The following is a 23,947-nucleotide window of genomic DNA, read 5'->3' on the forward strand; positions in this document are numbered from 1 at the left end:
GGGAAGCCTTTTTGCTTTTCCGGGCTATCCGGCCGGAATTTGCGGCAAAAACGGCCGCCGTGGTGCAACCCCTTGCCGCGGACGCCTACCTTTGCGGGGGCTGCCGGTGGGTCGGGAGCCGCTTTTTAGATGTTGCCGTGTTTTATTTGTCCGGATTCCGGGCGGGACGACTGCTGCCCGCCCTGCTGTTGCTGCTGAGCCTGGCCCTGAGCGCCCGTGCCCAGCAGCCCCCTGCCGCCACCGCCCCGCTGCTGCGCGAGCTGAGTTTGCGCCTCGACACCACCACGTTTTACCTGAGCCGCCACACGGCGCAGGTGCAGGACGAGCCCCACCTCTACTTCAGCTACCGCCCCGGCGATGAGGCGGCCGAGCTGCGGGTGGCGCCCCTCGACCCCGCCGCCGGCCCGCTGCACCTGCAACGCTCCGCCGATTTCACGCTGCTCGACTCGCTTACGCCCATGGACGGCGGGCAGTACTACCGGGCCAAGCTGCGCTTCCGCAACCTCGCCGACGCTCGCTTTCTGAGTCTCACGTTTCAGCAGGCGGCCGTGGCGGGCGGGTTTGCGCCCCGCACCCAGGTGGTGAAGCTGCTGCCCGTTACGCGCACCACGCTGGAGCTGCGGCCCGCCGATACCGAGCTGTTTGTGGGCGAGGAAAAGGTGTTCGAGCTGAGCAGCAACAACCCCAAAAACATCCGCCTGAGCCCCGAATGGACCCGCGGCCAGGACATCGACTACCGCCTCGACCGCGAAAAGGGCACCCTGCGCCTGCACGTGCTGCCCAACGCGCCCGGCAGCCGGATGCTCACGCTGCAACCCCAAACCGAGCAGCCCTTCCTCACCGACCGCAACCGCCGTGTAACCTACGCCCTGCCCCCGTTGCGCCAGGAGTTCACCGTGAAGGCCTCGCGGCTGCGGTTTCTGAGCGTCGATAAAAAGGAAATAACGCTCGATGAGGAGTCGCGCCGCAAGGGGGTGGAGCTGATTCTCGACAACGGCCGCACCTTCAACCTCAAGCGCACCTACCGCATCGAGGAGCAGGAGGAAGCCGGCGGGGCACTGGTGGCCGAGCTGTTTACGCGCCAGTACCTGACCAACGACCGGGTGCTGTGCTGGCTGCGCGTGTACAATACCCACCGCCAGGCCGACAGCTACCTCTACATCAAGGAAAACGACCAGGCCAAGTACATCACCAACTTCAACATCTCGCCGCCTACGGCCCTTACCGGCATCAGCGTGCGCCACCGCGGCGGCGACTGGACCAGCAGCAACGCCGTGAACCCCGGCGAAACCGTGGACGTGCGGCTCGAAGGCGTGGCCCTGCTGCGCGGCCGCTTCCATTTCGAAGACGTGCGCGTGGTGCCCTCCGATTCGAGCGTGCGCTCCGATGCGGCCGTGGTGTACCGGGTACAGGTGCCCATCGGCATCGATAAAAAGCGCATTGCCATTGACAACGCCGGCCAGAGCACCGGCTTCGCGCTGGCCGTGCGCGAGTTCCAGAAGCCCCACCCGCTCGATTTCGTGGGCGTGACGTTTGGCGAGGCCGTGCGGCCCATCACCCGCCTCAACGGCCCCATCCTCTACGACCGCACCATCCGCGACGTGGTGTTCAGCTTCAACACCGGCGCCATCGACTCGCCCGAGGAGCTGTACGGCAAGCAGTACCTGACCTTCGAAATACGGACCCAGAACGCCAAGGGCGACCTGATTGAGATGCGCACCATCGACAATGTAGTCATCTGCCCCGACGGCAAATCGGTGCGCGCGCCCTTCTACCAGGACAAGCAGTGCCAGGTGGGCAACATCAGCCTCAATAACCTGCTTTCGGCCCGCAAAAGCTACGACCTCGACGACTGGAGCAAGATTATCATCACCGTGAAGCACACCCAGGCCCAGTACCAGGAGCCCGGCTTCACCCAGCGGCTGGAACTGGTGCTGCAACGCCGCGTGAAGTTCGATATCGACATCAGCTTCCCGGCCGGCTTGCTCACCAAGCAGCTTTCGGGCACCGTGAGCAAGAACAACTACGGCGCTTTCAGCGGTATCAGTCTGGCCACGCTGGCTCAGCTCAGTTTTTATAATCCCAACAAAATCAACAAGCTGCGGCCTTATAAGGTGGGCGCGGGGTTCGTAGCCCTCAATGCTTTCAACCTGAACAACGAAAACCAGAACCGAGACCTGGGCCTCGTAATTCTGGGCTCGGTTTACCCCACCCGCTCCGACGCCAAACTTACCTTCCCGCTGTACCTGGGCGGCGGCTACCTGATGAACAACGGCAACTTCTTTTTCCTGTTCGGGCCGGGAATTGGGGTGCGGCTGTAAGGCGAAGTGGTGAAATAGCCTTCAGCGGGCGCAAAGGGGCCGGTTATGGCAGGGGCAAAAGCCGCTGTGATGACCGGCTGTTTCGTAAAAAGATGGGCGGGCAGCTTGTTCGAAAGCGGCTGGCCATCGTATGTTGATGAGGTTTGGGTGCAGCCGGGCCGGCTGCGCAGACTACCGGCCGGCCGGCGGCACCCGAACGCAAACGCACTCTTTCACTACCTCACCAGCTTACCGCTTGGCTCCCGCTTCCTCGTCGCCATTCACCCCGCTGAAGATTCCGATTTTTCGGATGCTGTGGATTGCTTCGTTCGTCTCGAACGTGGGCACCTGGATGCAGAACGTGGGGGCCGTGGGGCTGATGACCGAGCTGACGGCCTCGCCCGTGCTGGTAGCCCTGCTCCAGACGGCCTCGGCGCTGCCCGTGTTTCTGCTGAGTTTGCCCGCCGGCGCCCTGGCCGATTTGCTCGACCGGCGCAAGCTGCTCATCCTCACCCAAACCTGGATGGCCGCCGTGGCCCTGCTGCTGGCGGGCATGGCCTTCGGGGGCTTTTCGTCGCCGTGGCTGCTGCTGGGCCTCACGTTTCTGCTGGGGCTGGGCGGGGCACTCAACAACCCGGTGTGGCAGTCGGTGACGCCCGAGGTGGTGCCGCCGGCCGAGTTGCCCCAGGCCATTGCCCTCAACAGCGTCAGCTTCAACCTGGCCCGGGCGCTGGGGCCGGCGCTGGGCGGGCTGGTTATCGGCTACTTCTCGGCCGGAGCGGCATTTTTGCTCAATGGCGTGTCGTTTTTGGGCACCATTTATATGGTGTACCGCTGGCAGCGCGAGCCCCAGCCCACCAGCACGCTGGCCACTGAGCGCGTTGTAATGGCCATTCGGGGCGGGGTGCGCTACGCCCGTTTCGCGCCCCCGGTCCAGCGGATTTTGCTGCGTGGGGCCGCTTTCACGTTTGGGGGCAGCGCCTTGTTTGCCCTGATGCCGGCTGTGGTGGCCCAACGCCTGCTGCGGCCTACCTCGTTCTACTCGCTGCTACTCACCTGCATGGGGCTGGGCGCCGTGCTGGCGGCCGTGCTGCTGCCGCGCCTTAACCGCCGACTGAGCATTGATAACCGGGTGGCGCTGGCCACCACCGGGTTTGCCGTTGGCCTGCTGGGGCTCGGTTACGTGGATGCGCCCTGGCTGCTGTACGGGCTGCTGGTGCTGGTGGGCATGGCCTGGATGCTGGTGCTCAACTCGTTTAGTGTGGGCGTGCAGACGGTGGTGCCGCGCTGGGTGCAGGCGCGCACCATCAGCCTGTACCTGCTCACCATTCAGGGCGGCATGGCGCTGGGCAGCGTGGTGTGGGGCGCGGTGGCCGAGCGGGCGGGCCTGCCGCTGGCTCTGGCCGGGGCGGCCGGCTGGCTGCTGCTGAGTTTGCTGCTGGCCCGCCGCTACTCGCTCCTGACCACTCCCGAATCTCTCGACCACACCCCCACCCGCCAGCGCCCCGAGCCCGTACTGGCCGAGCAGCCCGCCCCCGCCGAGGGCCCGGTTATCACCACCACTACCTACCGCGTAGCCCCCGAAAACCGCGAAGCCTTCACCTACTACATGGAGCAACTGGGCCGCATCCGCCGCCGCGAGGGCGCCATCGGCTGGGGCCTGTACGCCGATTTGGCCGACCCCAACCGGCTGATGGAATACTTTCTTTCGGAGTCGTGGGAGGAGTATTTACGCCAGCACAAACGTGGGGTAGGCCGCGAGGAGGCCGAGCTGAAGGTGAGTCTGCGCCAGCTGCACGAGGGGCCCGGCATGCCGCACGTTACGCACCTGCTGGCCCAGCACTACCATCCGGCCGCCGGCCACCCGCCCATGCCGCCCGGCAGCACCCGCCTGGTAGCCAGCACCGCCGGCGAGGCGACGTGATGAGGTGATGGGGGGTATGAGGTGAGGGGGTGAGAGGAGGCAAGGAACTGTCATGCTGACAAAGGAAGCATCTCGCGTGCTGACGTTGCCACACTAACCCTATGTCGGCCAGCGTCAGCACGCGAGATGCTTCCTTCGTCAGCATGACAGGGGCGGTTTGCCCTCTTCTGCTCCCCCAAACGCCAGCATACGATTCGGGGCGGAACGGGCGTTATCCGGCCGGCGGCCCGGCTGGCATTTCTGGCTTTGGGCGGAATAAATTCGGACTCGGCAGCGTTACCAGGCTACCTCACCCGTGCTGCTTCGGCAAGGTAGTTGCCTGCTTCCTGACGCACTTCACGCTACTTATCCATGACTATCCATCTCCGCTTTTTCCGCCGGGTTGCCGGCCTTTTGGCCGGGGGCCTGCTGCTGGCCGGCACCGTTTCGGCCCAGAGTACCAACAGTGGCCAGCGCGACGTACTGCGCGAAATCACCGACGTAGTGGGCCTCAAGCCCCGCTTCCAGCTGCGGGCTACCAGCGAGGTGCAGAACGCGGCCGCCGTGGTGTACGGTGGGCAGCGCTACCTGCTCTACAACCCCCAGTTCGTGGCCGCCGTGAACCGGGCGGGCCGCACCGACTGGGCCGGCATCAGCATTCTGGCCCACGAAATGGGCCACCACCTCAACGGCCACACCCTGCGCGCCGGCGGCTCGAACCCCACCGACGAGCTGGAAGCCGACGAGTTTTCGGGCTTCGTGCTGCGCAAAATGGGCGCCAGCCTCGCGCAGGCCCAGGCCGGCATGGCCGTGGTGTCGGATGAGCAGGCCTCTCCCACTCACCCCGGCCGCCAGACCCGCCTGACGGCCATTGGCCAGGGCTGGCAGCGCGCCAGCCAGCAGATTACGGCCAGCACCCGCACGGCGGCCCCTTCGGCCGAGCCCGCCCTCATGGCCAGCCAGCCAGCGCCCGTGCGGCAGGTGGCGGCCCGCACCGTTGCACCAACAAGCGTGGTGGGTAAAATCACGTTCCGCGCTAAGCCCGAGGTCGATTTCTACGTAACCAGCCGCCTGAGCGTGGTGCGCCTCGACCGCGACGGTCAGTCGGCCGAAGTAGTGGGCCGCCTCGCCCGCTCCGAAAGCCTCTCCTACCCCTACGTGCTCATCGATGGCCAGCAGCGCCGCCTCTACATCAGCCGGATGGGCGAAATCTACGACCCCAACGGCCGCCAGGTAGCAGTCCTGACGGACCCTGTTTAGAAGTGAGTAGTGAATGAACGCTACGGGGGCCGCTGAAGAATGTGGCACGGACTTCAGTCCGTAGCCCGACCGTTAAACAGTTCACTTCAGCGGGCTACGGACTGAAGTCCGTGCCACATTTTCTACCCAAAGATAAACGGCCGGTTTTCCGCTTGGGAAGCCGGCCGTTTATCTTTGGGGCTCACTCAACGCTCTATTTGATGCCGGTTCACCCGTTTTTGCTGGTTGATGCTTTTACCGATAGGGCCCTGGGGGGCAACCCCTGTGCCGTGGTGCTCGATGCCGACGACCTGACCGACGAGCAGATGCAGCGGCTGGCGCGCGAGTTCAACCAGTCGGAAACGGCGTTTGTGCGCCACTCGGCGGTGGCCGAGTTCGGGGTGCGCTACTTCACGCCGGGCGAGGAAATTCCGCTGGCTGGCCACCCGACTATTGCCACCCTCACGGCCCTGCTGCACACCGGCCGCCTGCCCCGCCCCACCGGCAGCCAGCCCCACGATTTGCGGCTGGAGCTGCTGCACGGCCCCATCGCCATCCGCGTTTCGCCCGCCGAGGCCGGCCAGCCCCACCTCATCCGCATGACCCAGCGCCGCCCCGAGTTCGGGCCGCTGCACGAGCCGGCCGAGGTGCTGCCCCTGTTCGGCCTCACGCCCGCCGACCTGCGGCCCGGTTCCGTAGTGCAGACCGTAAGCTCCGGCACGCCCCAGCTGATGGTGCTGCTGCGCGACGCGGCCGCCCTGCGCCGGGCCCACCTGCCCGACCCGGCGGCGCTGGAGGCCTACCGCCGGGCCCACGGCTTTTTCAGCTCCCACCTGTTTTGCCTCGAAGGCGCCACGCCCGCCGGCACCACCTTCGCCCGCCACTTTTGCACGCCCCCCGACTTGCCCGAGGACCCCGTAACCGGCTCAGCCACCGGCGGCATGGCCGCCTACCTCTGGCACTACGGCCTGCTTGCCAACCCCGAATTCATAGCCGAGCAAGGCCACTGGATGGGCCGCCCCGGCACGGTGCAGGTGGCGGTGCAGGGCCCGCCCGAAGCCATCGAAGCCGTCCATATCAGCGGCCAGGGCGTGGTAGTTGTGCAGGGCGAGTTGCGGCTGTGAGTTGGGAAGTTAAGGGCTCTGGCCGGTTGTAAAGACGCAAGATTGTGCGTCTTGTCGTTGAACGATGTTGGTGTATCGCTATCCAACCTCAACAACGACGAGACGCAAAATCTTGCGTCTCTACAACTAATACTTGATGTCTTCGGCTCAGAAGGAAAGGCCACACAATTGGCCCGGTTTCCTGTTCAAGCGTAAGCAAGTGGTTAGAGTACACTTTCTAACTCCCAAACTTCCCCGCTTTTTAACGCAACAGATGCCCGAATTACCCGAGGTTGAAACCTACCGCCGTTTCCTGGACGAGCTGGTAGTGGGCCAGACAATAACTGCTTTCGAAGTGCTCGACGCCCACGTGCTGGGCATGCCCGAAGACGTGCTACGGCCGGCCCTGGTGGGCCGCACCATTACGGGCACCAGCCGGCTAGGCAAAAACTGCTTTCTGCAACTCGACGACGGCCGGGTGCTGGTGCTGCACTTCGGCATGAGTGGCGACGTGGGTGCCTACCGCGACGCGCCCGACGCGCCCCGCTTCACCCGCGTGGCCCTGCACCTGGAGTCGGGCCTGCGCGCCGCCTTCATCGACCCCCGTAAATTTGGCCGCATCCGGCTGGCCGAAAGCGTGGCCGCCTACCAGCAGGCCAAGAAGCTGGGCCCCGATGCGCTGGAGCTGACCGTAGCCGAGTTGACCGAAAAGCTGGCGAAGCGTAAAACGTTGCTCAAGCCCCTGCTGCTCGACCAGCGTCTGACGGCCGGCCTCGGCAACTGGATTGTCGATGAAGTGCTGTTTCAGGCCAAAATTCACCCCGAGCGGATAGCCAGTAGTGTTACGGCCGCCGAGGTCAGGCACCTGCACGGGGCCATTCAGCTGGTGCTCACGACGGCCATTGCCGCCGAGGCCAACTACCGGAACTTCCCGGCCAGTTTCCTCATCCACGCCCGCGAGTGGGACGAGTCGGCCACGCCCGGCACCGATGCCCACGAGTGCTGCCCCCGCCACCCGCGCACCCGCATCGAAAAGAAATACGTGGGCGGCCGGGCTACTTACTACTGCCCCAAGTGCCAGCCGGAGCCAGAGTTGTAATCCTCACCGCTGAGCATTGAGTTAAAAAAGAGAAAGTTGCGACGGACCAATCGGCAAGTCTTTCGAATTTCTCTTAACGCGGCCCATAGCTGAGCGGGCCGAATTACGCTCTTTACGGACTACACGTAAAGTAGCTTTACCACGATGGTATAACACAAATTTTTGCATTAGCTCTAAATCTTTAAATATAATTAGATTGCTTTTAGTTGTCTGATATTCTATAGCCTCTAAATTAATGTTGTTAACTTCTTTGAAACGGTCTATGATAACAGAAAGTGTATTAGGCTGCCTATGGTCAACAGCAAGTTCTTCCCACGTAGAAGGAACTCCTGTTTCCTGGCATTTAACACTCCCATTCACAAAGTTATCCTTAAAATACTGTTGCTTGACAGCTACCAAGTCGCTTTGGATACAATTTCTACAGGCAGTAGCGAAGATAGAATCTGGGCTGTAGCCCTTTCTATTAACCAACATTATATATGATGTATAATAACTAGACTTATCGCTTAGGAATATTTCGAAGCACTTTGTTCTAAATTGCACCTTAGAAACTTTAATATTCTCTACAAATAAAGATTCTCGCTTCTCTTCATTCTCAACAACATCACCTGCAATAGATTCTACCTGCAATTCCTCCTTAAAACTCATCTGATAGTCATAGTTCAATAATGCCAACAAATCGTTGAAGTCACTATCATTTAGAGATTGACCAAACTCATAAGAGTTAAGCATCATCTTGTAATATGCAAGTGCTTCCTTTTGTGAGGAGAAAATTCGCTCACCTATCTGAATCTGTTTTTTCATAATTTAGACTACCATAAGAGCAATTTAATATACAATAACTTATCCATTCTCAAGTCCTGCCCCTCTACTCAAACTCCTCGTTGTTCTTCTTCTCGGCCCGGCGGTTCAAAGTAGTAAGCCAGGAGCGGGTGATGGGCGATTCGCTTTCGTAGCCGAAGCGGCGGGCGTCGCCGCGGTTGCTTTCGGGGGCGGGCAGGGCCTGGTTGACCCAGGCGAGCAGGTCGGCGGTGGTGCCGGGCAGCAGGCCGTGCAGGCCCGAGAGCAGCTTGGCGGGCAGGCTAAGGATGATTTCGGCGTCGCCGCGGCGACAGGCGTTCCAGATGCGGCGGGCGGCGTTGTCGGCGTCCATGGAAAGAGCGGGCAGCGAATCGGCCACCGTAAACCAGGCGTATTCCTTGCGGTGCTGGCCCTTCACCACGGCGTGGCGGGCGCTGCCGGTGCGCAGCAGGCCGGGGCACACGGTGGTTACGCGCACGCCGTACTGGAGCAGCTCGGCCCGGAAACTTTCGGAGAGGCCGACCAGCGCGAATTTGCTGGCGCAGTAGGGCGCCAGGTGCGGCACGGCCACTTTGCCGCCCACCGAGGCAATGTTGATAATGCGCCCTTCGCCCCGGTCGCGCATACTAGGCAGCACCGCCTGCATGGCGTGCAGCGGGGCCCAGAAGTGGGTGTCCATCGATTCCTCGAACTCGCGCACGTCCATGTTGTCGAGCGGGCCGGCCGTGATGATGCCGGCGTTGTTCACCAGCACCTCAATGGGCCCCAGCTGCTGCTCGACATCGGCCACCAGCTGGCGCACTTCGTCGGGCTGGGTGAGGTCGCAGACGAAGGCGCGCACCGGCTCGGAGCCGCTGGCGGCCAGCTCGCGGCGGGCATTTTCCAACTCGTCGGCGTCGCGGGCGCAGATGGCCACGCGGGCGCCTTCGGCTACGGCCTGCCGGGCCAGAATGAGGCCCAGGCCGCGCGAGCCGCCGGTAATGAGCACGGTGCGGCCGGCCAGCTCGAAGTTGCCGCGGCGGTTGGCGTAGAGCGTGGCGGCCAGCAGGCCGGCGGCCCCCACGGCGGCCGCGAGTAGCGAGTTACGGGTATCGGATTTCATAGAAGCGCCTGATTGGAAAGGAGACTATGTACCTGTAAGGATTCGGAACCGAAAGGTTACGCGCCGGCCGTCCGGACCGGTATTTTTGACCGCCGCCGGGAATATAACGGCGCCGCCGCGCGTTGCAGGCGGGGGCTCACCAAAACTGGCACCATCTTTACTGCCCCCGCCTGGCCCGACCCCGGTGGCGGGCCGCAACCCGGTGGTACATTGCCGGCTTTGCTTTTTCTGTCCGACTTCTTCGATTTGATTTTTACGCCTATGAAAGCGCCCCTGCTCATCGCCCTGCTCACCCTAACGGCCACTCCCACCCTGCTGGCCCAGTCGGCCGCCCGCCCCAAACCGGCGTCGGCCAAGCCCGCCCCGGCGGCCCCGGCGCCCGCTCCCAAGCTCGATGAAGCCAAGATTGCCGAGCGCGCCACCGCCCTCACGGCCAACATGCAAAAGGCCCTGGGCCTCAACCCGCAGCAGATGGCCAAGGTGGGCCAGATTAACCTTATTAGCGTGCGCGGCGTGGAAACTGCCCGCCAAACCTACCGCCAGGATATCCGCAAGATGGGCGGCGTTATCGAGGATATCGGTCAGGCGCGGCTGGCGCAACTTAAAGAAGTGCTCAGCCCCGGCCAGTTCGACAAGTACCAGCGCAAGCGCGAAGAGAAGATGGGCGTCCCCAGCTCCCAGGGCATCCAGGGCAACCCCGCACCCGGCCTGCCGGGGCAGGAGTAGGTTGTGGGTTAGCGTATTAGTAGTTAGCGGATAAAAGAACAGTCATTCTGAGCGAAGCCGGAGGCGAAGTCGAAGAATGACAAACGGTTTCAACTGCTAACCGCCAAAGAACACCTGCCAGCTCAGTTTCAGAATGAACGCGCTGACCATCAGCAGGAACAGCACCCGCACGAAGCCGGTACCGTGGCGCAGGGCCAGGTGGGCGCCCAGCGTCGAGCCCACGATGTTGCTGGCGGCCATGGGCAGGGCGGCGGCCCACAGAATCTGGCCTGAGGCGGCGAAATAAATGAGGGCCGTTAGGTTGGTGACGGCGTTGACGAGCTTGGCCGAGGCGGAGGCCGTGACGAAATCGTAGCCGAATAATCCCACAAAAGCGAAGAGCAGAAACGAACCCATGCCGGGGCCGAAAAACCCGTCGTAGAAGCCCAGCACCAGGCCCAGCGCGGCCCCGTAGTACGGCTCGCGGCTGGCGGGCAGCCGGGGCGCGTGGATGCTGCCGAAATCCTTGCGCCAGAAGGTGTAGGCCGCAATAAGCACCAGCAAACCCAGCACCAGCGGCGGCAGCAGCTCCTGGGGCAGCCGGCTCACAACCCGCGCCCCCAGAAACGAGAATACGCCTGCCACGGCCGCCGCCGTACCCACCGCCCGCCACCGCAACGGCACCTGCCCCGCGTAGCGCCGCAAGGCCGCCACCGTGCCCAAGAGCGACGATACCTTGCCCGTGCCCAACAGCGTGGGCACGGGCACGCCCGGCAGCAGCACCAGCAGCGCCGGCAGCTGAATCAGCCCGCCCCCGCCCACCACGGCATCAATCAAACCCGCCAAAAAGGCAAACAAACACAGCAGGGCAAGCGTCGTGGCAGTCAGCATAGGGCCGCGAAGGTACTTATGAGTTGCCAGTGTTCAGTTGCCAGTTGCCAGGGGTGAGTTGCCAATTGAAAGAACGGTCATTCTGAGCGCAGCGCAGCCGCAGTCGAAGAATCTCGCGTGCTGACGTTGCCACAGTAATCCTGACGACAGGGTTAGCATGGCACGCGAGATTCTTCGACTCCGCTCCGCTGCGCTCAGAATGACCGTTCTTTCAACTCACCCCTGACAACTGGCAACTGGCAACTGAACACTGGCAACTCACCCCTGACAACTGGCAACTGATAAGCCCGTACAGGTGGGCTTATGACCGAACAACTTACCCAACGGCAGAAAATGCTCACGTTTGGCGCCGTGCTGCTGGCCATGTTTCTGGGCGCCCTCGACCAAACCATCGTCAGCACGGCCCTGCCGCGCATTGTAGAAGACTTGCACGGCCTCGACCGGTTTACCTGGGTCGCCACCTCGTACCTGGTGGCCAGCACGGCGCTGGTGCCTATTTATGGCAAGCTGGCCGATACCTACTCGCGACGCACCATCGAAATCGTGGCCGTGAGCGTGTTTTTGCTGGGTTCGGCGCTGTGCGGACTGGCCGGCGAGTTCGGGACGCTGCCGCTGCTCGGCGACGGGATGACCCAGCTTATCATTTTCCGGGCCATTCAGGGTCTGGGCGGGGCGGGGCTGTTTGCTATGGCCTTCATTGTTATTGCCGACCTGTTTCCGCCGGCCGAGCGCGGGCGTTACCAGGGCTTTGTGGGGGCGGTATTCGGCACCTCGTCAGTGCTGGGGCCGTTTCTGGGCGGCTTCCTGACCGATAACGGCACCGGCTGGATTCCGGGCGTGGCGGGCTGGCGGCTGGTGTTCTACGTGAACCTGCCGCTGGGGGCCCTGGCCCTGTGGTTCATCCTTACCCAAATGCCGCCCTTGCGCCCCCGGGCCCAACCCAAGCCGCTCGACTACTTCTCCATGCTGCTGCTGATCATCGGCCTGGGCTCGTTGGTGATTGGCTTGCAGCTCAACAAGAACGAATACGGCTGGACCGCCCCCCTGACGCTGGGCCTGCTGGCCACCGCCGCCCTGATGCTGCTGCTGTTCGTGCGCCGCAGCCTGCGCCACCCCAACCCCATCCTGGCCTTCAGCCTGTTCAAAAACCCGGTGTTCCGGACCGCCAACGCGGCGCTGTTCCTGCTGGGCGGGGCCTTTCTGGGCCTCATTATTTTCGAGCCCCTGTTCATGGTAAACGTGCTGGGCGAAACCGCCACCAGCGCCGGCGTCAGCCTGATTCCGCTGTCGATGGGCGTGGTGACGGGCTCGTTGCTGGCCGGGCAGATGGTGTCGCGCTACGGCCACTACAAGCGCTGGATGCTGGCCGGCCTGGTGGTGCTCATGGGCGGGCTGGCGCTGCTGGCCACCATGCCGCCCACCGTCGAGTACAGGCAGGTGCTGGTGTACCTGCTGATTTGCGGCGTGGGTCTGGGGCCCAGCATGCCGCTCTATACGCTGGCCATCCAGAACGCCGTGGAGCCCCAGTTCATCGGGCAGGCCACCTCGGCGAGTCAGTTTTTCCGGCAGATTGGCGGGGCCATTGCCGCCTCGGTGCTGGGCGTCATCCTGTCGCTGGGCCTGAGCAGCGTGCTGCCGGCCGCTGGTCCGGCCGGGGGCGTGGCCCCCTCGGCGGCGGCGGCCCAGGCGGCCCCGGTGGGCGAAGGCCCAGTGGTGGTGCCGGCCGGCACACCCGCCTCCCCGGAGCTGAAAGCCGCCTTCTCGAAAGCCATTTCGCAGGTGTATCTGGTGACGCTGCTGCTGGTGGCCGCCGGCTTCGTGATGACGCTGTTCGTGCCCGAGCTGCCGCTGCGCAAAACCAACGAAGCCGGGCCGCCGCCAGTGGAATGAGAGAGTCCAACAAATAGAGCTAACCATCTGTCATCCTGAGCCGGCTCAGGATGACAGGCGTTACTGTATACCAGCATAGCAAACTACTTCCCTCCCGTTGCTGTTCTAGCTGCTTCACCCTGGTTTTACCACCGGGGCTCACCTCTTGATTTAGACCAGATGACTACTGCTAATAAACTCCAGCTCAGCGTGCTCGACCAGTCGCCGGTGCCGGCCGGGCGCACGCCCCGCGAGGCCCTGCTGCACACCGTGGAACTGGCCAAGCTGACTGACCGGCTGGGCTTTACCCGTTTCTGGGTGAGCGAGCACCATAACTCCCGCTCGCTGGCCGGCTCCGCGCCCGAAGTGCTGCTGGGCCGGCTGGGGGCCGAAACCAGTCGCATCCGGCTCGGCTCGGGCGGCGTGATGCTACCCCACTACTCGTCCCTGAAGGTGGCCGAGAACTTCCGCCTGCTCGAAACCCTGTACCCCGGCCGCATCGACCTGGGCATCGGGCGCGCCCCCGGCACCGACCGCATCACGGCCCACGCCCTCAACCCCCATAACACCTTCTCCGATCAGGATTTTGCCGAGCAGCTCATGGACCTGCGCGCCTACCTGCGCGACGACGTGGTGGCCGATACCATCCATGCCAAAGTGAAGGCTGCGCCCTTTACCGATACGGTGCCCGAAATGTGGCTGCTCAGCTCCAGCGGCCAGAGCGGACTGTTTGCAGCCCACGTGGGCGCAGCCTTCAGCTTCGCCCACTTCATCAACCCCAACGGCGGCCCCAAAATGGTGGAGATGTACCGGGAGCGGTTCCGGCCCTCGCCCGAGCTGGCCGCGCCCCAGGCCAACGTAGCCATCTTCGTGGTGTGCGCCGATACGGCCGGCCGCGCCCAGCTGCTGGCCGACAATCTGGCGTTGCAGATGCTCAAGCTGGAAACAGGTCAGTTTACCCCTATTGAGGCCGCCGAAACGGTGAACGTGGCCGCCCTTTCGCCCGACCTCCAGGCCCGTTTGGCCTACCACCACCAGCGCATCATCAGCGGCACGCCCGACAAGGTAAAGGCCGAACTGGAGGCGCTGGCGGCCAGCTACGGCGTGAATGAAGTGGTGGCCGTCACCATCACCCACGACTACGACGACCGGCTCCGCTCCTACGAGCTACTCGCCGACGCCTTCGCGCTGCCCGCTGCGGCGGCCTCACTGAAACCGGAGCTGGCCACGGCGTAAGCGGCTGGTCGCACTCTGGAGGGAAAGCCCGGCTTGGCCGGGCTTTTCTGTTTTTGGGCCCGGCCAGCTGCGGGGCAAGCGCCAGAACTAAGTTGATAGGGGCGGTTGATAGCCACTGGAAAAGCAATTAAAAACGCTTTCTATCAGGCAGCTAAGCCACAAACTGGATCTTTTCTAAACATCTGTTTTGAATTCATCTAAATAGACCGGAGCTTTGCGTTGTTTTTAATCAGTCCAAACAAGCGAACTGCTTTATATGCCCCGCCCTCTACCCCTGTTGCTCCTGCTCAGCCTGCCGGCTTTCGTTCCGGCAGCCAAAGCGACTCCCGTTGCTACTACGTCCCTGTCGGCCCACCACGGCCCCGACGATGATACGGCGCAGAAGGGCCGGGTGAGCGGACTGGTGCGCGACGACAAGGGCCGGCCGGTGGAGGGCGTGTCGGTGGCGCTGAAGGGCACCTACCACGGCACGAGCACCGATGCCAGCGGCGGGTTCCGGCTGACGGCGCCGGAGGGCGACTACCAGCTCGTCGTTAGCAGCCTGGGCTACACGTCGCAGGAGCTGGCCGTACGCCTGGTAGCCGGCCAGACCATCGAGCTGCCCACCCTGACGCTGGCCACCAGCAGCCAGGCTTTGCAGGAAGTAACCATTGAGGGCAGCCGCAGCCTGAACGAGCGGCCGGTAGCCGTGGGCAAGATGCCCATTGCCCCGCTCGATTTGCCCCAGAGCGCCGCTACTGTGGAGCGCCGGGTGCTGGAGCAGCAGCAGGTAGTGCGCCTGAGCGACGCGCTGGCCAACGTGAACGGCGTGTACGTGTCGGGCAATACGGGCGGCTACCAACAAGAAATTTCGGGCCGTGGCTTTGCTTACGGCAACAGCAACACCTTTAAGAACGGAGTGCGCTACAACAACAGCATCCTGCCCGAAACCAGCTCGCTGGAGCGGCTGGAGGTGCTCAAGGGCAGCGCGGCCATCCTCTACGGCAACGTGGCGGCTGGCGGCGTGCTCAACCTGGTTACCAAAAAGCCCCGCTTCGAGCCGGGCGGCTCGGTGGCCCTGCGCGCCGGCAGCTACGATTTCTACAAGCCCATGCTCGATGTGTACGGAGCCGTGAACGGCAGCGAGCACGTGGCTTTCCGGGTGAATACGACCTACGAAAACAGCCGCAGTTTCCGCAACGGCGTGAAGGGCGAGCGGTTTTATGTGAACCCCTCGCTGCTGTTCAAGGTGGGCGCCAAAACCGATTTCCTGCTCGAAGGCGACTACCTCAACGATAACCGCACGCCCGATTTCGGCCTCGGCGCCATCAACTACCGCATTGCCGACGTGGCCCGGAGCCGCACGCTGAACACCGACTGGGCCAACATTGCCACCCAGCAGAAATCGGCCACGGCCACCCTCACGCACCGCCTCAGCGAGAACTGGCAGCTGCGCGGCGTGGCCGCCTACCAGGGCTTCAGCAGCAACCTGCGCTCGGCCGCCCGGCCCACCACCATCCGCGACACCGCGGATATTTTTGCCGGGGTAGATAAGGAGGGCAACCCCAAGAAAATCCTGACCGGCAGCCCCGCCCTCTACGGCAACCTGGTACGCAGCCTGCAAGCCACCGACATCAGCGAGGACTACTTTATGGGCCAGCTGGATCTGACGGGCCAGTTCCGCACCGGCTTTCTGCGCCACACGCTGCTGGTAGGCGTAGATGCCGACAAGTACAACACGGTGAACGTGGCCTACAACCGCGTGGAGAAGTACGATTCCATCAACGTGTTTGAGCCCGGCCGCTTCAATACCCGCACCAGCCAGCCCGAGTTCAGCCGCAATACCCGCACCTTCTCGCCCATCCGCCGGGTAGGCGTGTACGTGCAGGATCTGATTGGCATCACCGACCACCTGAAGCTGCTGGCCGGCGTGCGTTACAGCTACCAGGAAACCGGCAGCCAGCAGCTGAGCTACGAGAAGGGTCAGCCCAAGCAGCTCGGCAACCTCAGCAAGAGCTACGACGACGCCTTCTCGCCCCGCGTGGGCCTGGTGTACCAGCCGCTGAAAACCATGGCCCTGTTCGCTTCCTACTCCAACTCGTTCAACCTGAACAGCGGCACCGACAATACCAACCGGCCGTTGCCGCCCACGCTGGTCGACCAGTACGAGCTGGGCGTGAAGAAGGAGCTGCTCGACGGCCGCCTGTCGGCTAACGTAACGGCCTACCGAATCGTGAACGGCAACCTGGCCCAGACCATTCTGAGCGACGCTGCCAACTACAACAAAGCTTACCCTAATGCCAAGGAGCTGGCCGGCGAGGTAACCAGCCGCGGCGTGGAGCTGGACGTGCAAAGCAAGCCCCTGCACGGCTGGACGGTGCTGGCCGGCTACAGCTACAACCGCACCACCTACACCAAGAGCAACATTTACACCGTGGGCAGCCTGCTGCGCTACAACCCCGCCCACACGGCCAACGCCACCGCCTTCTACACCTTCGGGCAGGGTCCGTTGAAAGGCCTGACCGGGGGCCTGACTGCCCTTTACATCGGCGAGCGGCAGGCCGGCCGCAGCGCCCGCGGCAACGTAATCAACGAGCAGTACCGGCTGATTAAGCTGCCTTCCTACGCCCAGCTCGACGCCTCGGTGGGCTACACCCTCGACCGCCTCTCGCTACAGGTTAAGCTCTCGAACCTGCTGGGCCAGCTCAGCTACAACGTGCACGACGACAACAGCGTGAACCCCATCGCCCCCCGCCAGTTCATGACCACGCTGGGTTACCGGCTGTAGGCGAACGAGTGAGTGAATGAGTGAATGAGTGCGGATTACGAAACCCGAAAGGCGCTGGCTGCAACCGGTGGCCTTTCGGGTTTTCGGGTCCGTTGCCGCAACTGCTTTGGTACCGAATACTTTTCTTTTCTGATTCTGATGAAGGTTTTTTTTCGCAACATTCACCTGTACCTCAGTCTGGTTTCGGGGCTGATTATTGCCGTGGTGTGCTTTACGGGTGGCGTGCTGGTGTTTGAGAAAGAGCTGGAGCAGGCCTGGCATTCTGAGCGCTACTTCGTGGCGCCGCCGGCCTCCAGCGCTCCGGCCCGCCTGCCGCTAAGCCAGCTGACGGCCGCCGTGCAGGCGGCCCGGCCCGGCGCCCGCATCACGGGCCTGAAAGTGTACGCCGACCCCACGCGCACCGTGGAATTCAGCCTGGCCGGCGAGCCGGAAGGCGGCCAGAAAGCGCAGGGTGGCCGCCGCCAAACGGCCGCCGCCGCCGCTCCGGCCAAACCAAACGAAGCCGGCCCCGGCAAAGGTAAAACCGGCAGGGAAGGGGGCAAGAAGGGTGAGAAAGGCGGCAAAGGGGGCGGCCGCGGCCCCACGGTGTTCGTGAACCCCTACACGGCGGCCGTAACCGGCGAGCTGAACTACCGCGACACGTTCTTTTACACCATGATGGCGATTCACCGCGGCATGGTAGGCGGCGAGGTGGGCAAGCTGGTGGTGGGCGTGAGCACCGTGCTGTTCCTGTTCATCATCGGCACCGGGCTGGTGCTGTGGTGGCCGGCTTCGCGCAAAGCCGTTAAGCAGCGCCTGAATGTGAAGTGGGACGGCAGCTTCAAGCGCCTCAACCACGATTTGCACGTGGTGCTGGGCTTCTACGCCGCGCTGCTGCTGTTCGTGTTTGCCTTCACGGGGCTGGCCTGGTCGTTTGAGTGGTTCAACAAGGGCATTTACGCCGTCACCAACTCCAGCCTGGAGCGCCCCGAGCCGCCCGTGTCGGCCTTGCCCACAGCGCCGGCCGGCTTCTCGCCCGATGAGGCCCTGGCCCGCGCCCGCACCCTGGCCCCCACCGCCGTGTACTACGCCCTGCAACTACCCAAAGACTCAACGGCCAGCTTCAAGCTAGCCACCCTCCGGCCCAACGCCGCCACCGACAACATGACCGACGAGGTGTACCTCGACCAGTACAGCGGCCGAACGGTAGGCGCCCAGACCTACGAGCAGCGCAACCTGGGCCAGCGCGTGCGGGGCCTGTTCAAGCCGGTGCACACGGGCGCCATCTGGGGCTGGCCGGGCAAAATCGTGAGCCTCGTGGCCTGCCTGCTGGGTTTTACTTTCCCCATCACCGGCACCATCATGTGGCTCAACCGCCTGAAAAAAGCCCGCAAGAAGCAGGCGAAGCAGCTGATAGCGTAAGTTACAGTTGCTACTACAGGTGTTCTTTCGCACTACCGGGCAATCCTGTTTGCCTATAAAAGCATCGGTCCGCCAGGGTCGGTGCTTTTGGTTTGTGGGTGGCAAAGCCTGAATTTATTCGGCAAGTGTGCGCTGATTCAACCGCCAGGCCGCATATTGCCCGCTAATTATTGTTGCGCGTATCTATGTTCTCTTTTCTCAGACAGACGGCGGTTGCTCTGGTAGCCTTATTGGCGGCCGGGCCGTTGGTGGCTCAAACTACTAGCCTACCTCAACTTGCCGCCGAAAAACTGTGCGCCTGCGTCGGAGAAGCCCCCCAACCCGATTCAGCCACAGCCCGCCTGCAACGGTGCTTGCCCCAGGCCCTGACCGATGCTGCCATCCAGCAGGGAAGCCTACAGGCTATTGGTACCGTTGAGGGCATGCAGAGTGCTTTGCTCAAAACCCGGGAACTGGCAACAGCATCCTGCCCGCCCCTGCGCAATGCTTATGTGGCGCAACGCACCGGGCAGTTTTATGCGCCTTCAAACGTTGCGGCAGCCCAACAGGCCTACGACACCGGAACCGGGCTACTGGAGCAGCAGAAATACAAAGAGGCACTACCCCTTTTCCTACAGGCCATCAAGCTCGACCGCCAGTTTGTGAAAGCCCACGACCACGCCGCCATCTGCTACCGCAAGCTCCAGGATTTCAAGAAGGCTGCTACTTATTACGAGAAGTCGCTGGTTATTTTCCCCGAAGGTGACCTGGCCTTGTTGAACATGGCCGTTGTGCAGAACCTGCTGGAAAAGCCGAATGCCGCGCGCACCTACTTTGAGAAGCTGCGCTTTTTTCATCCTTACAACCCCGAGGGGTATTTTGGGATTGGGAAAATGGCCTTGGTCGCCGGTGAGTTTCCGGCAGCCCTCGACAATCTATTTCGGGCTCATCGCCTGTACACGGAGCAGGAGTCGCCTTACGTGGCCGACAGCAATAAACTCATTGGCCTGCTCTATAATAGCATGAAGGAGAAGGACCAGCTCGCGCTGTTCCGCAGCAAAGCCCAGGAATACCATTTCGACATTCAGGAATAGCCTTTGCTCATGCCGCAACCCGTTGTTCCAACTACCTCTCCCGCCCTGCCCGAAAACCGCCTGATAGCCCTGCTGCGCCGCGCCGGGCTGCTCGATTGGTTTCTGCCCGCGCTGGCGGCCGTTGTGGGGCTCGCCTACCTGGCGCCCGGCCTGGGCGGCCCGGCCAGCCCCCTGCCCTGGGACGCGCTCAATACGGTGGGGGTGGCGCTGGTTTTCTTTCTCTACGGCCTGAAGCTGAGCATCGGCAGCCTGCGCGACGGCAACCGCAACTGGCGGTTGCACCTGGTAGTGCAGGCCACCACGTTTTTGCTGTTTCCGCTGCTGGCGCTGGTGGCCCGGCCGCTGTTTGGCGCCGGGCAGGGGCCGCTGCTGTGGCAGAGCATCTTCTTTCTGTGCGTGCTGCCGAGCACGGTTTCCACGTCGGTGGTAATGGTGAGCATGGGCCGCGGCAACGTGCCGGCCGCTATTTTCAACGCCAGCCTGAGTGCGCTGCTGGGCATTGCGCTTACGCCGCTGTGGGTGCGGGCCGTGCTGCAACCCACCGGCAGCGGCACCGAGGGGCTGGGCGCGCTGGCCCTAAGCCTGGCCTGGCAGGTGGTGCTGCCCGTGGGCGCCGGCCTGCTGCTCAACCCGCGCTTCGGGGAGTGGGCGGGGCGCCAAAAAGCCCGGCTGCGGGTACTCGACCAAGTGGTTATTTTGAGCATCGTGTATACCTCCTTCTGCGAGTCGTTTGCCGGGGGCGTGTTCCGCAGCTACGCGCCGGCCACGGTGGCGCTGCTGGGCCTGGGTATGGTGGGGCTGTATTTCGCGGTGTTTGGGCTGGTGGCCGGGGCCAGCCGGCTGCTGGGTTTCCCGGCTGCCGACCGCACCACGGCCATTTTCTGCGGCTCCAAGAAAAGCCTGGTGCACGGCAGCGTGTTTGCCAGCCTGCTGTTCCCCGATTCGGGCGCCACCGGGGCGCTGCTGCTGCCCCTGATGCTCTACCACGCCCTGCAAATCGTGCTGGCCAGCATCATGGCCCAGCAGTTCGGCCAGGCCGCCCTTCGGGCCGAGGCACTGGCCGAAACGCGGGCCGGGTCCCCGGCCGCTCTTTAGCGGTAGTTGGCTTTTAGACGGATGGCTGCCGGGCCCGGAGCCGGCCCGCACGTTTTCGGAAAACTGATTTTTCCGCCAAAATCGTATCTTCCGGCTGGTTTTCTTCTCCCTCACTCCTTTTTGCCGGAATGAAAAAACTTCTTCTTGTTTTTGCGCTATTGCTGACCGGCGCTACCCTGGCCGGGGCCCAGACGACGCCCACGCAGAAAGTATACGCGGCCGTAGCAAAAAACCAGCCCGCCGAAGTGCAGGCCCTGCTGGTGGCCGGCGCCGATGCCAACGCCCCGGTGGAAATGATGCCCGGCTTCCCCACCACCTTCCTGGTAATTGCCGCCGGCAACGGCCACCTCGACGTGGTGAAGGCCCTAGTTAAAAACAAGGCCCAGGTCGATAAAACCGATTCTTTCCAGATGACCCCACTAATGGCCGCCGCCGCCAACGGCAGCCTCGACGTGGTAGAGTTCCTGCTCGCCAACGGCGCCAACCCTAAGGCTAAGGACAAGGACGGCAAGGACGTGTTGGCCGCCGCCAAGGAAGGCGAAAACGCCGATGTCATTAAGCTGATTAAAAGTAAGCAGTAAGGTCAAAGTCAAAGGGAAAAAGTCAAAAGGAAAAGCCGTTGAACCTTGGCGCTTGGCCCGTTCAACGGCTTTTCCTTTTGGCTTTTTCTCTCTGACTTCAACCTTACTCGTAGCCCTGGTAGCGTAGCAGGCGCACTACCAGGCCGGTCCAGCCGGTTTGGTGGCTGGCGCCCAGGCCCCGGCCGGTGTCGCCGTGGAAGTACTCGTGGAAGAGCAGGTGGTCTTGGAAGTGCGGGTCGGTCTGCATCAGCTCGTCGCCGTTGAAAGCGGGGCGCAGGCCGTGGGCGTCTTTCAGAAACAGCTTGGTCAGGCGTTCTGCAAGGGCCTCGGCAATCTGCTTGAGCGTGTGCATGTTGCCCGAGTTGGTGGGATACTCGACCTGGAAGGCGTCGCCGTAGTAGGCGTAGAAGCGCTGCAACGACTCGATGATGAGGTAGTTGATGGGAAACCAGATGGGGCCGCGCCAGTTGCTGTTGCCCCCGAACATGCTGCTCTCGGCCTCGCCCGGCACGTACTGCACCGTGAAGTCGGTTTCCTTGGTGTGGTACACGTAGGGGTTGGCCAAGTGGTCGCGCGACAGGGAGCGGATGCCGTAATCGGACAGAAACTCGGTTTCGTCGAGCATGCGGTGCAGCAGGGCCCGCAGGCGCGAGCGGCGCAGCAAGCTCAGCAGGTGGCGGGCGCCTTTGCCGTCGCCGGGGCCCTTTTCGCGCCAGCGCGACACGAGCTGGGCCAGGTGAGGACGGTTTTCGAGCAGCCAGCGGGCCCGCTCCGTGAAATCGGGCAGGTTGTTGAGCAGCTGCTCGTCAATCACCTCCACGGCAAACAGCGGAATCAACCCCACGATGGAGCGCACTTTGAGCATGGTGCGGGCGCCATCGGGCGTGTGCAGCACGTCGTAGTAGAACTGGTCTTCCTCGTCCCAGAGGTTGAATTGCCCGTCGCCGCCGCGGGTCATGGCGTCGGCGATGTAGAGGAAGTGCTCGAAGAACTTGCCGGCCATTTCCTGGTACACCGAGTTGGTGCGGGCCAGCTCCATGGCGATGCGCATGAGGTTGAGCGCGAACATGGCCATCCAGCTCGTGCCATCCGACTGCTCGATGTGGCCGCCGGTGGGCAGCGGGGCGCTTCTATCAAACACGCCGATGTTGTCGAGGCCCAGGAAACCGCCCTCAAACACATTCCGCTCGCTTTTGTCCTTGCGGTTCACCCACCACGTAAAGTTGAGCACCAGCTTATGGAACACGGCTTCGAGAAAGGCCGGGTCGCCGTAGCCGTTGCGCTTCTTGTCCATCTGGTACACCCGCCAGGTGGCCCAGGCGTGCACGGGCGGGTTCACGTCGGACAGGTGCCACTCGTAAGCCGGCAGCTGGCCGTTGGGGTGCATGTACCAGTCGCGGCACAGCAGCCGGAGCTGGTTTTTGGCGAATTCGGCGTCCACCATCGCCAGCGGGATGCAGTGGAACGCCAGGTCCCAGGCCGCGTACCAGGGGTATTCCCAGGTATCGGGCATCGAAATGATGTCGTGGTTGCGCAGGTGGCGCCAGTTGTGGTTGCGGCCCTTGTTGCGGCGGGTGGCCGGCGGCCGCGGCAGGGCCGGGTCGCCGTCGAGCCACTGGGCCACGTCGTAGTAGTAGAACTGCTTGCTCCAGAGCATGCCCGCGAAGGCCTGGCGCTGCACGTTGCGGGCATCGGCGTTGTCGGGCAAATCCGCCTGGATTTCGGCGTAAAACGCGTCGGCCTCCTGCTGGCGGGCCGCGAAAATGGCGCTGAATTCCGCAAACGGGGCCTCCAGGGCCGCCGGGGTCAGGCGCACCTGCACCGTAACCGACTCGCCGGCCGGCACTTCGAATTGGTAATGGGCGGCCATTTTGGTACCCCGGCGGGCCGGGTTCACGGCCGTGGGGTCGCCCTCGACTACGTAGTCGTTGATGCCGTCCTTGAAGTAGCGGCTGGGGTTCTGGTAATCGGCCTGGCTACCGGTGCGGTAGGCGTTGGTTTCGTTGTCGCAGAACAGCAGCTCGGCCTCGGGCTGGTCGCAGTAGCAGTAGTACTGGCCCAGCGTGGGGTGGGCGGCCAGGGCCGTGCCAGGGGCGTGCGCGGCTATTACGGGCCGGGCCTCCTGGTCGGCGTAGCCCCAGCTCCAGGTGTTGCGAAACCACAGCTGGGGCAGCACGTGCAGCGGCGCGGCCGCGGGGCCGCGGTTGTGGGCCGTAATGCGCAGCAGCACGTCGTCGGGCCCGGCTTTGGCGTACTCAATGAACACGTCGAAGTAGCGCTGCTGGTCGAACACGCCGGTATCGAGCAGCTCGAATTCGGGTTCCAGGCGGGTGCGGGCGGCACTTTCGCGCCGCAGCTGCTCATAGGGGAATTCGGCCTGCGGATACTTGTAGAGCATCCGCATATAGGAGTGCGTGGGGGTGCTGTCGAGGTAGTAGTACAGCTCCTTCACGTCTTCGCCGTGGTTGCCCTCGGGATTGGTCAGGCCAAACAGGCGCTCCTTGAGGCACTCATCCTGCCCGTTCCAGAGGCCCACGGCCAGGCACAGGCGCTGCTCATCGTCGGAGAGGCCGCCCAGGCCGTCCTCGCCCCAGCGGTAGGCGGTGCTCCGGGCCTCATCGTGGGGCAAAAAGCTCCAGGCCTGCCCGTCGGGGCTGTAGTCCTCGCGGACCGTTCCCCACTGCCGCTCAGTCAGGTAAGGGCCAAATTTCTTCCAGGGGGCAGTAAGGGCGTTGGCATCAGCCAGCCGCAGTTGTTCGTGCGTCATTGTACAGAATCGGGC

General features: G+C 63.3%; 17 protein-coding genes. 13 read left to right on the forward strand and 4 right to left on the reverse strand.

Annotation, left to right across the window (positions count from 1 at the left end; all coding sequences use genetic code 11):
* Positions 1-146 precede the first annotated feature (146 nt).
* The 5 genes from BMY67_RS09535 (at position 147) to mutM (ending at position 7,644) form a co-directional block, all read left to right on the forward strand.
* The gene (locus BMY67_RS09535) at positions 147-2,321 is read left to right on the forward strand and encodes a hypothetical protein (RefSeq protein ID WP_143069762.1); all 2,175 of its coding nucleotides are present in this window, start codon (positions 147-149) and stop codon (positions 2,319-2,321) included.
* 235 nt (positions 2,322-2,556) lie between these two features.
* The gene (locus BMY67_RS09540; RefSeq protein WP_177189768.1) at positions 2,557-4,224 is read left to right on the forward strand and encodes an MFS transporter; all 1,668 of its coding nucleotides are present in this window, start codon (positions 2,557-2,559) and stop codon (positions 4,222-4,224) included.
* A gap of 351 nt (positions 4,225-4,575) precedes the next feature.
* Positions 4,576-5,463 carry a M48 family metalloprotease gene (locus BMY67_RS09545; RefSeq protein ID WP_092770831.1) on the forward strand — a complete coding sequence of 296 codons (888 nt, stop codon included), beginning with the start codon at positions 4,576-4,578 and terminating at the stop codon, positions 5,461-5,463.
* 200 nt (positions 5,464-5,663) lie between these two features.
* Positions 5,664-6,566 (forward strand): PhzF family phenazine biosynthesis protein, encoded by a 903-nt coding sequence (locus tag BMY67_RS09550; protein WP_092770833.1) that lies wholly within the window; start codon positions 5,664-5,666, stop codon positions 6,564-6,566.
* A gap of 253 nt (positions 6,567-6,819) precedes the next feature.
* Positions 6,820-7,644, forward strand: coding sequence for a DNA-formamidopyrimidine glycosylase (mutM, locus tag BMY67_RS09555; protein WP_092770835.1), 825 nt, complete (start codon positions 6,820-6,822; stop codon positions 7,642-7,644).
* Between the two features lie 21 nt (positions 7,645-7,665).
* Here mutM and BMY67_RS09560 read toward each other — a convergent pair whose 3' ends face one another.
* Both BMY67_RS09560 and BMY67_RS09565 read right to left on the reverse strand, forming a co-directional pair.
* Positions 7,666-8,448, reverse strand: coding sequence for a DUF3223 domain-containing protein (locus BMY67_RS09560; RefSeq protein WP_092770837.1), 783 nt, complete (start codon positions 8,446-8,448; stop codon positions 7,666-7,668).
* A gap of 64 nt (positions 8,449-8,512) precedes the next feature.
* Positions 8,513-9,547 (reverse strand): SDR family NAD(P)-dependent oxidoreductase, encoded by a 1,035-nt coding sequence (locus tag BMY67_RS09565; RefSeq protein WP_092770839.1) that lies wholly within the window; start codon positions 9,545-9,547, stop codon positions 8,513-8,515.
* A gap of 261 nt (positions 9,548-9,808) precedes the next feature.
* Between BMY67_RS09565 and BMY67_RS09570 the strand changes: the two genes are divergently transcribed.
* Positions 9,809-10,273: a hypothetical protein gene (locus BMY67_RS09570; RefSeq protein ID WP_143069763.1), complete on the forward strand. Its 465-nt coding sequence runs from the start codon at positions 9,809-9,811 to the stop codon at positions 10,271-10,273.
* Positions 10,274-10,369: 96 nt separating this feature from the next.
* Here the strand turns inward: BMY67_RS09570 and BMY67_RS09575 are convergent, their stop codons facing one another.
* Positions 10,370-11,143: a sulfite exporter TauE/SafE family protein gene (locus tag BMY67_RS09575; RefSeq protein ID WP_092770843.1), complete on the reverse strand. Its 774-nt coding sequence runs from the start codon at positions 11,141-11,143 to the stop codon at positions 10,370-10,372.
* Between the two features lie 303 nt (positions 11,144-11,446).
* Between BMY67_RS09575 and BMY67_RS09580 the strand changes: the two genes are divergently transcribed.
* From BMY67_RS09580 to BMY67_RS09610, 7 genes are all read left to right on the forward strand, one after another.
* On the forward strand, positions 11,447-13,033 hold the full coding sequence (locus BMY67_RS09580) for an MDR family MFS transporter (RefSeq protein ID WP_245744977.1): 1,587 nt from the start codon (positions 11,447-11,449) through the stop codon (positions 13,031-13,033).
* A 159-nt stretch (positions 13,034-13,192) separates the two neighbouring features.
* Positions 13,193-14,248: an LLM class flavin-dependent oxidoreductase gene (locus BMY67_RS09585; protein WP_092770845.1), complete on the forward strand. Its 1,056-nt coding sequence runs from the start codon at positions 13,193-13,195 to the stop codon at positions 14,246-14,248.
* A gap of 256 nt (positions 14,249-14,504) precedes the next feature.
* Positions 14,505-17,015, forward strand: a complete 2,511-nt coding sequence (locus BMY67_RS09590) for a TonB-dependent receptor (RefSeq protein ID WP_092770847.1) — start codon at positions 14,505-14,507, stop codon at positions 17,013-17,015.
* A 138-nt stretch (positions 17,016-17,153) separates the two neighbouring features.
* Entirely contained in the window at positions 17,154-18,416 is a 1,263-nt protein-coding gene (locus tag BMY67_RS09595; RefSeq protein WP_177189769.1) for a PepSY-associated TM helix domain-containing protein, read from the forward strand.
* Between the two features lie 170 nt (positions 18,417-18,586).
* Complete coding sequence (locus BMY67_RS09600) at positions 18,587-19,489, forward strand: tetratricopeptide repeat protein (protein WP_143069764.1); 903 nt, start codon at positions 18,587-18,589, stop codon at positions 19,487-19,489.
* A gap of 9 nt (positions 19,490-19,498) precedes the next feature.
* Entirely contained in the window at positions 19,499-20,584 is a 1,086-nt protein-coding gene (locus BMY67_RS09605; RefSeq protein ID WP_092770853.1) for a bile acid:sodium symporter family protein, read from the forward strand.
* A gap of 128 nt (positions 20,585-20,712) precedes the next feature.
* On the forward strand, positions 20,713-21,165 hold the full coding sequence (locus tag BMY67_RS09610) for an ankyrin repeat domain-containing protein (RefSeq protein WP_092770855.1): 453 nt from the start codon (positions 20,713-20,715) through the stop codon (positions 21,163-21,165).
* A gap of 103 nt (positions 21,166-21,268) precedes the next feature.
* On the opposite strand, the gene BMY67_RS09615 is transcribed toward BMY67_RS09610, so the two are convergent.
* The gene (locus tag BMY67_RS09615) at positions 21,269-23,932 is read right to left on the reverse strand and encodes an MGH1-like glycoside hydrolase domain-containing protein (RefSeq protein WP_092770857.1); all 2,664 of its coding nucleotides are present in this window, start codon (positions 23,930-23,932) and stop codon (positions 21,269-21,271) included.
* Between the last annotated feature and the right edge of the window lie 15 nt (positions 23,933-23,947).

It is taken from the genome of Hymenobacter actinosclerus (assembly GCF_900111515.1).
GTDB classification, from domain to species: Bacteria; Bacteroidota; Bacteroidia; order Cytophagales; family Hymenobacteraceae; genus Hymenobacter; species Hymenobacter actinosclerus.

What these genes read in the sequence shown, in the direction of transcription:
- BMY67_RS09545 (WP_092770831.1), top strand. Translation starts at nt 4,576, where the DNA reads ATGACTATCCATCTCCGCTTTTTCCGCCGGGTTGCCGGCCTTTTGGCC.
- BMY67_RS09550 (WP_092770833.1), top strand. Translation starts at nt 5,664, where the DNA reads ATGCCGGTTCACCCGTTTTTGCTGGTTGATGCTTTTACCGATAGGGCC.
- mutM (WP_092770835.1), top strand. Translation starts at nt 6,820, where the DNA reads ATGCCCGAATTACCCGAGGTTGAAACCTACCGCCGTTTCCTGGACGAG.
- BMY67_RS09560 (WP_092770837.1), bottom strand. Translation starts at nt 8,448, where the DNA reads ATGAAAAAACAGATTCAGATAGGTGAGCGAATTTTCTCCTCACAAAAG.
- BMY67_RS09565 (WP_092770839.1), bottom strand. Translation starts at nt 9,547, where the DNA reads ATGAAATCCGATACCCGTAACTCGCTACTCGCGGCCGCCGTGGGGGCC.
- BMY67_RS09570 (WP_143069763.1), top strand. Translation starts at nt 9,809, where the DNA reads ATGAAAGCGCCCCTGCTCATCGCCCTGCTCACCCTAACGGCCACTCCC.
- BMY67_RS09575 (WP_092770843.1), bottom strand. Translation starts at nt 11,143, where the DNA reads ATGCTGACTGCCACGACGCTTGCCCTGCTGTGTTTGTTTGCCTTTTTG.
- BMY67_RS09580 (WP_245744977.1), top strand. Translation starts at nt 11,447, where the DNA reads ATGACCGAACAACTTACCCAACGGCAGAAAATGCTCACGTTTGGCGCC.
- BMY67_RS09585 (WP_092770845.1), top strand. Translation starts at nt 13,193, where the DNA reads ATGACTACTGCTAATAAACTCCAGCTCAGCGTGCTCGACCAGTCGCCG.
- BMY67_RS09590 (WP_092770847.1), top strand. Translation starts at nt 14,505, where the DNA reads ATGCCCCGCCCTCTACCCCTGTTGCTCCTGCTCAGCCTGCCGGCTTTC.
- BMY67_RS09595 (WP_177189769.1), top strand. Translation starts at nt 17,154, where the DNA reads ATGAAGGTTTTTTTTCGCAACATTCACCTGTACCTCAGTCTGGTTTCG.
- BMY67_RS09605 (WP_092770853.1), top strand. Translation starts at nt 19,499, where the DNA reads ATGCCGCAACCCGTTGTTCCAACTACCTCTCCCGCCCTGCCCGAAAAC.
- BMY67_RS09610 (WP_092770855.1), top strand. Translation starts at nt 20,713, where the DNA reads ATGAAAAAACTTCTTCTTGTTTTTGCGCTATTGCTGACCGGCGCTACC.
- BMY67_RS09615 (WP_092770857.1), bottom strand. Translation starts at nt 23,932, where the DNA reads ATGACGCACGAACAACTGCGGCTGGCTGATGCCAACGCCCTTACTGCC.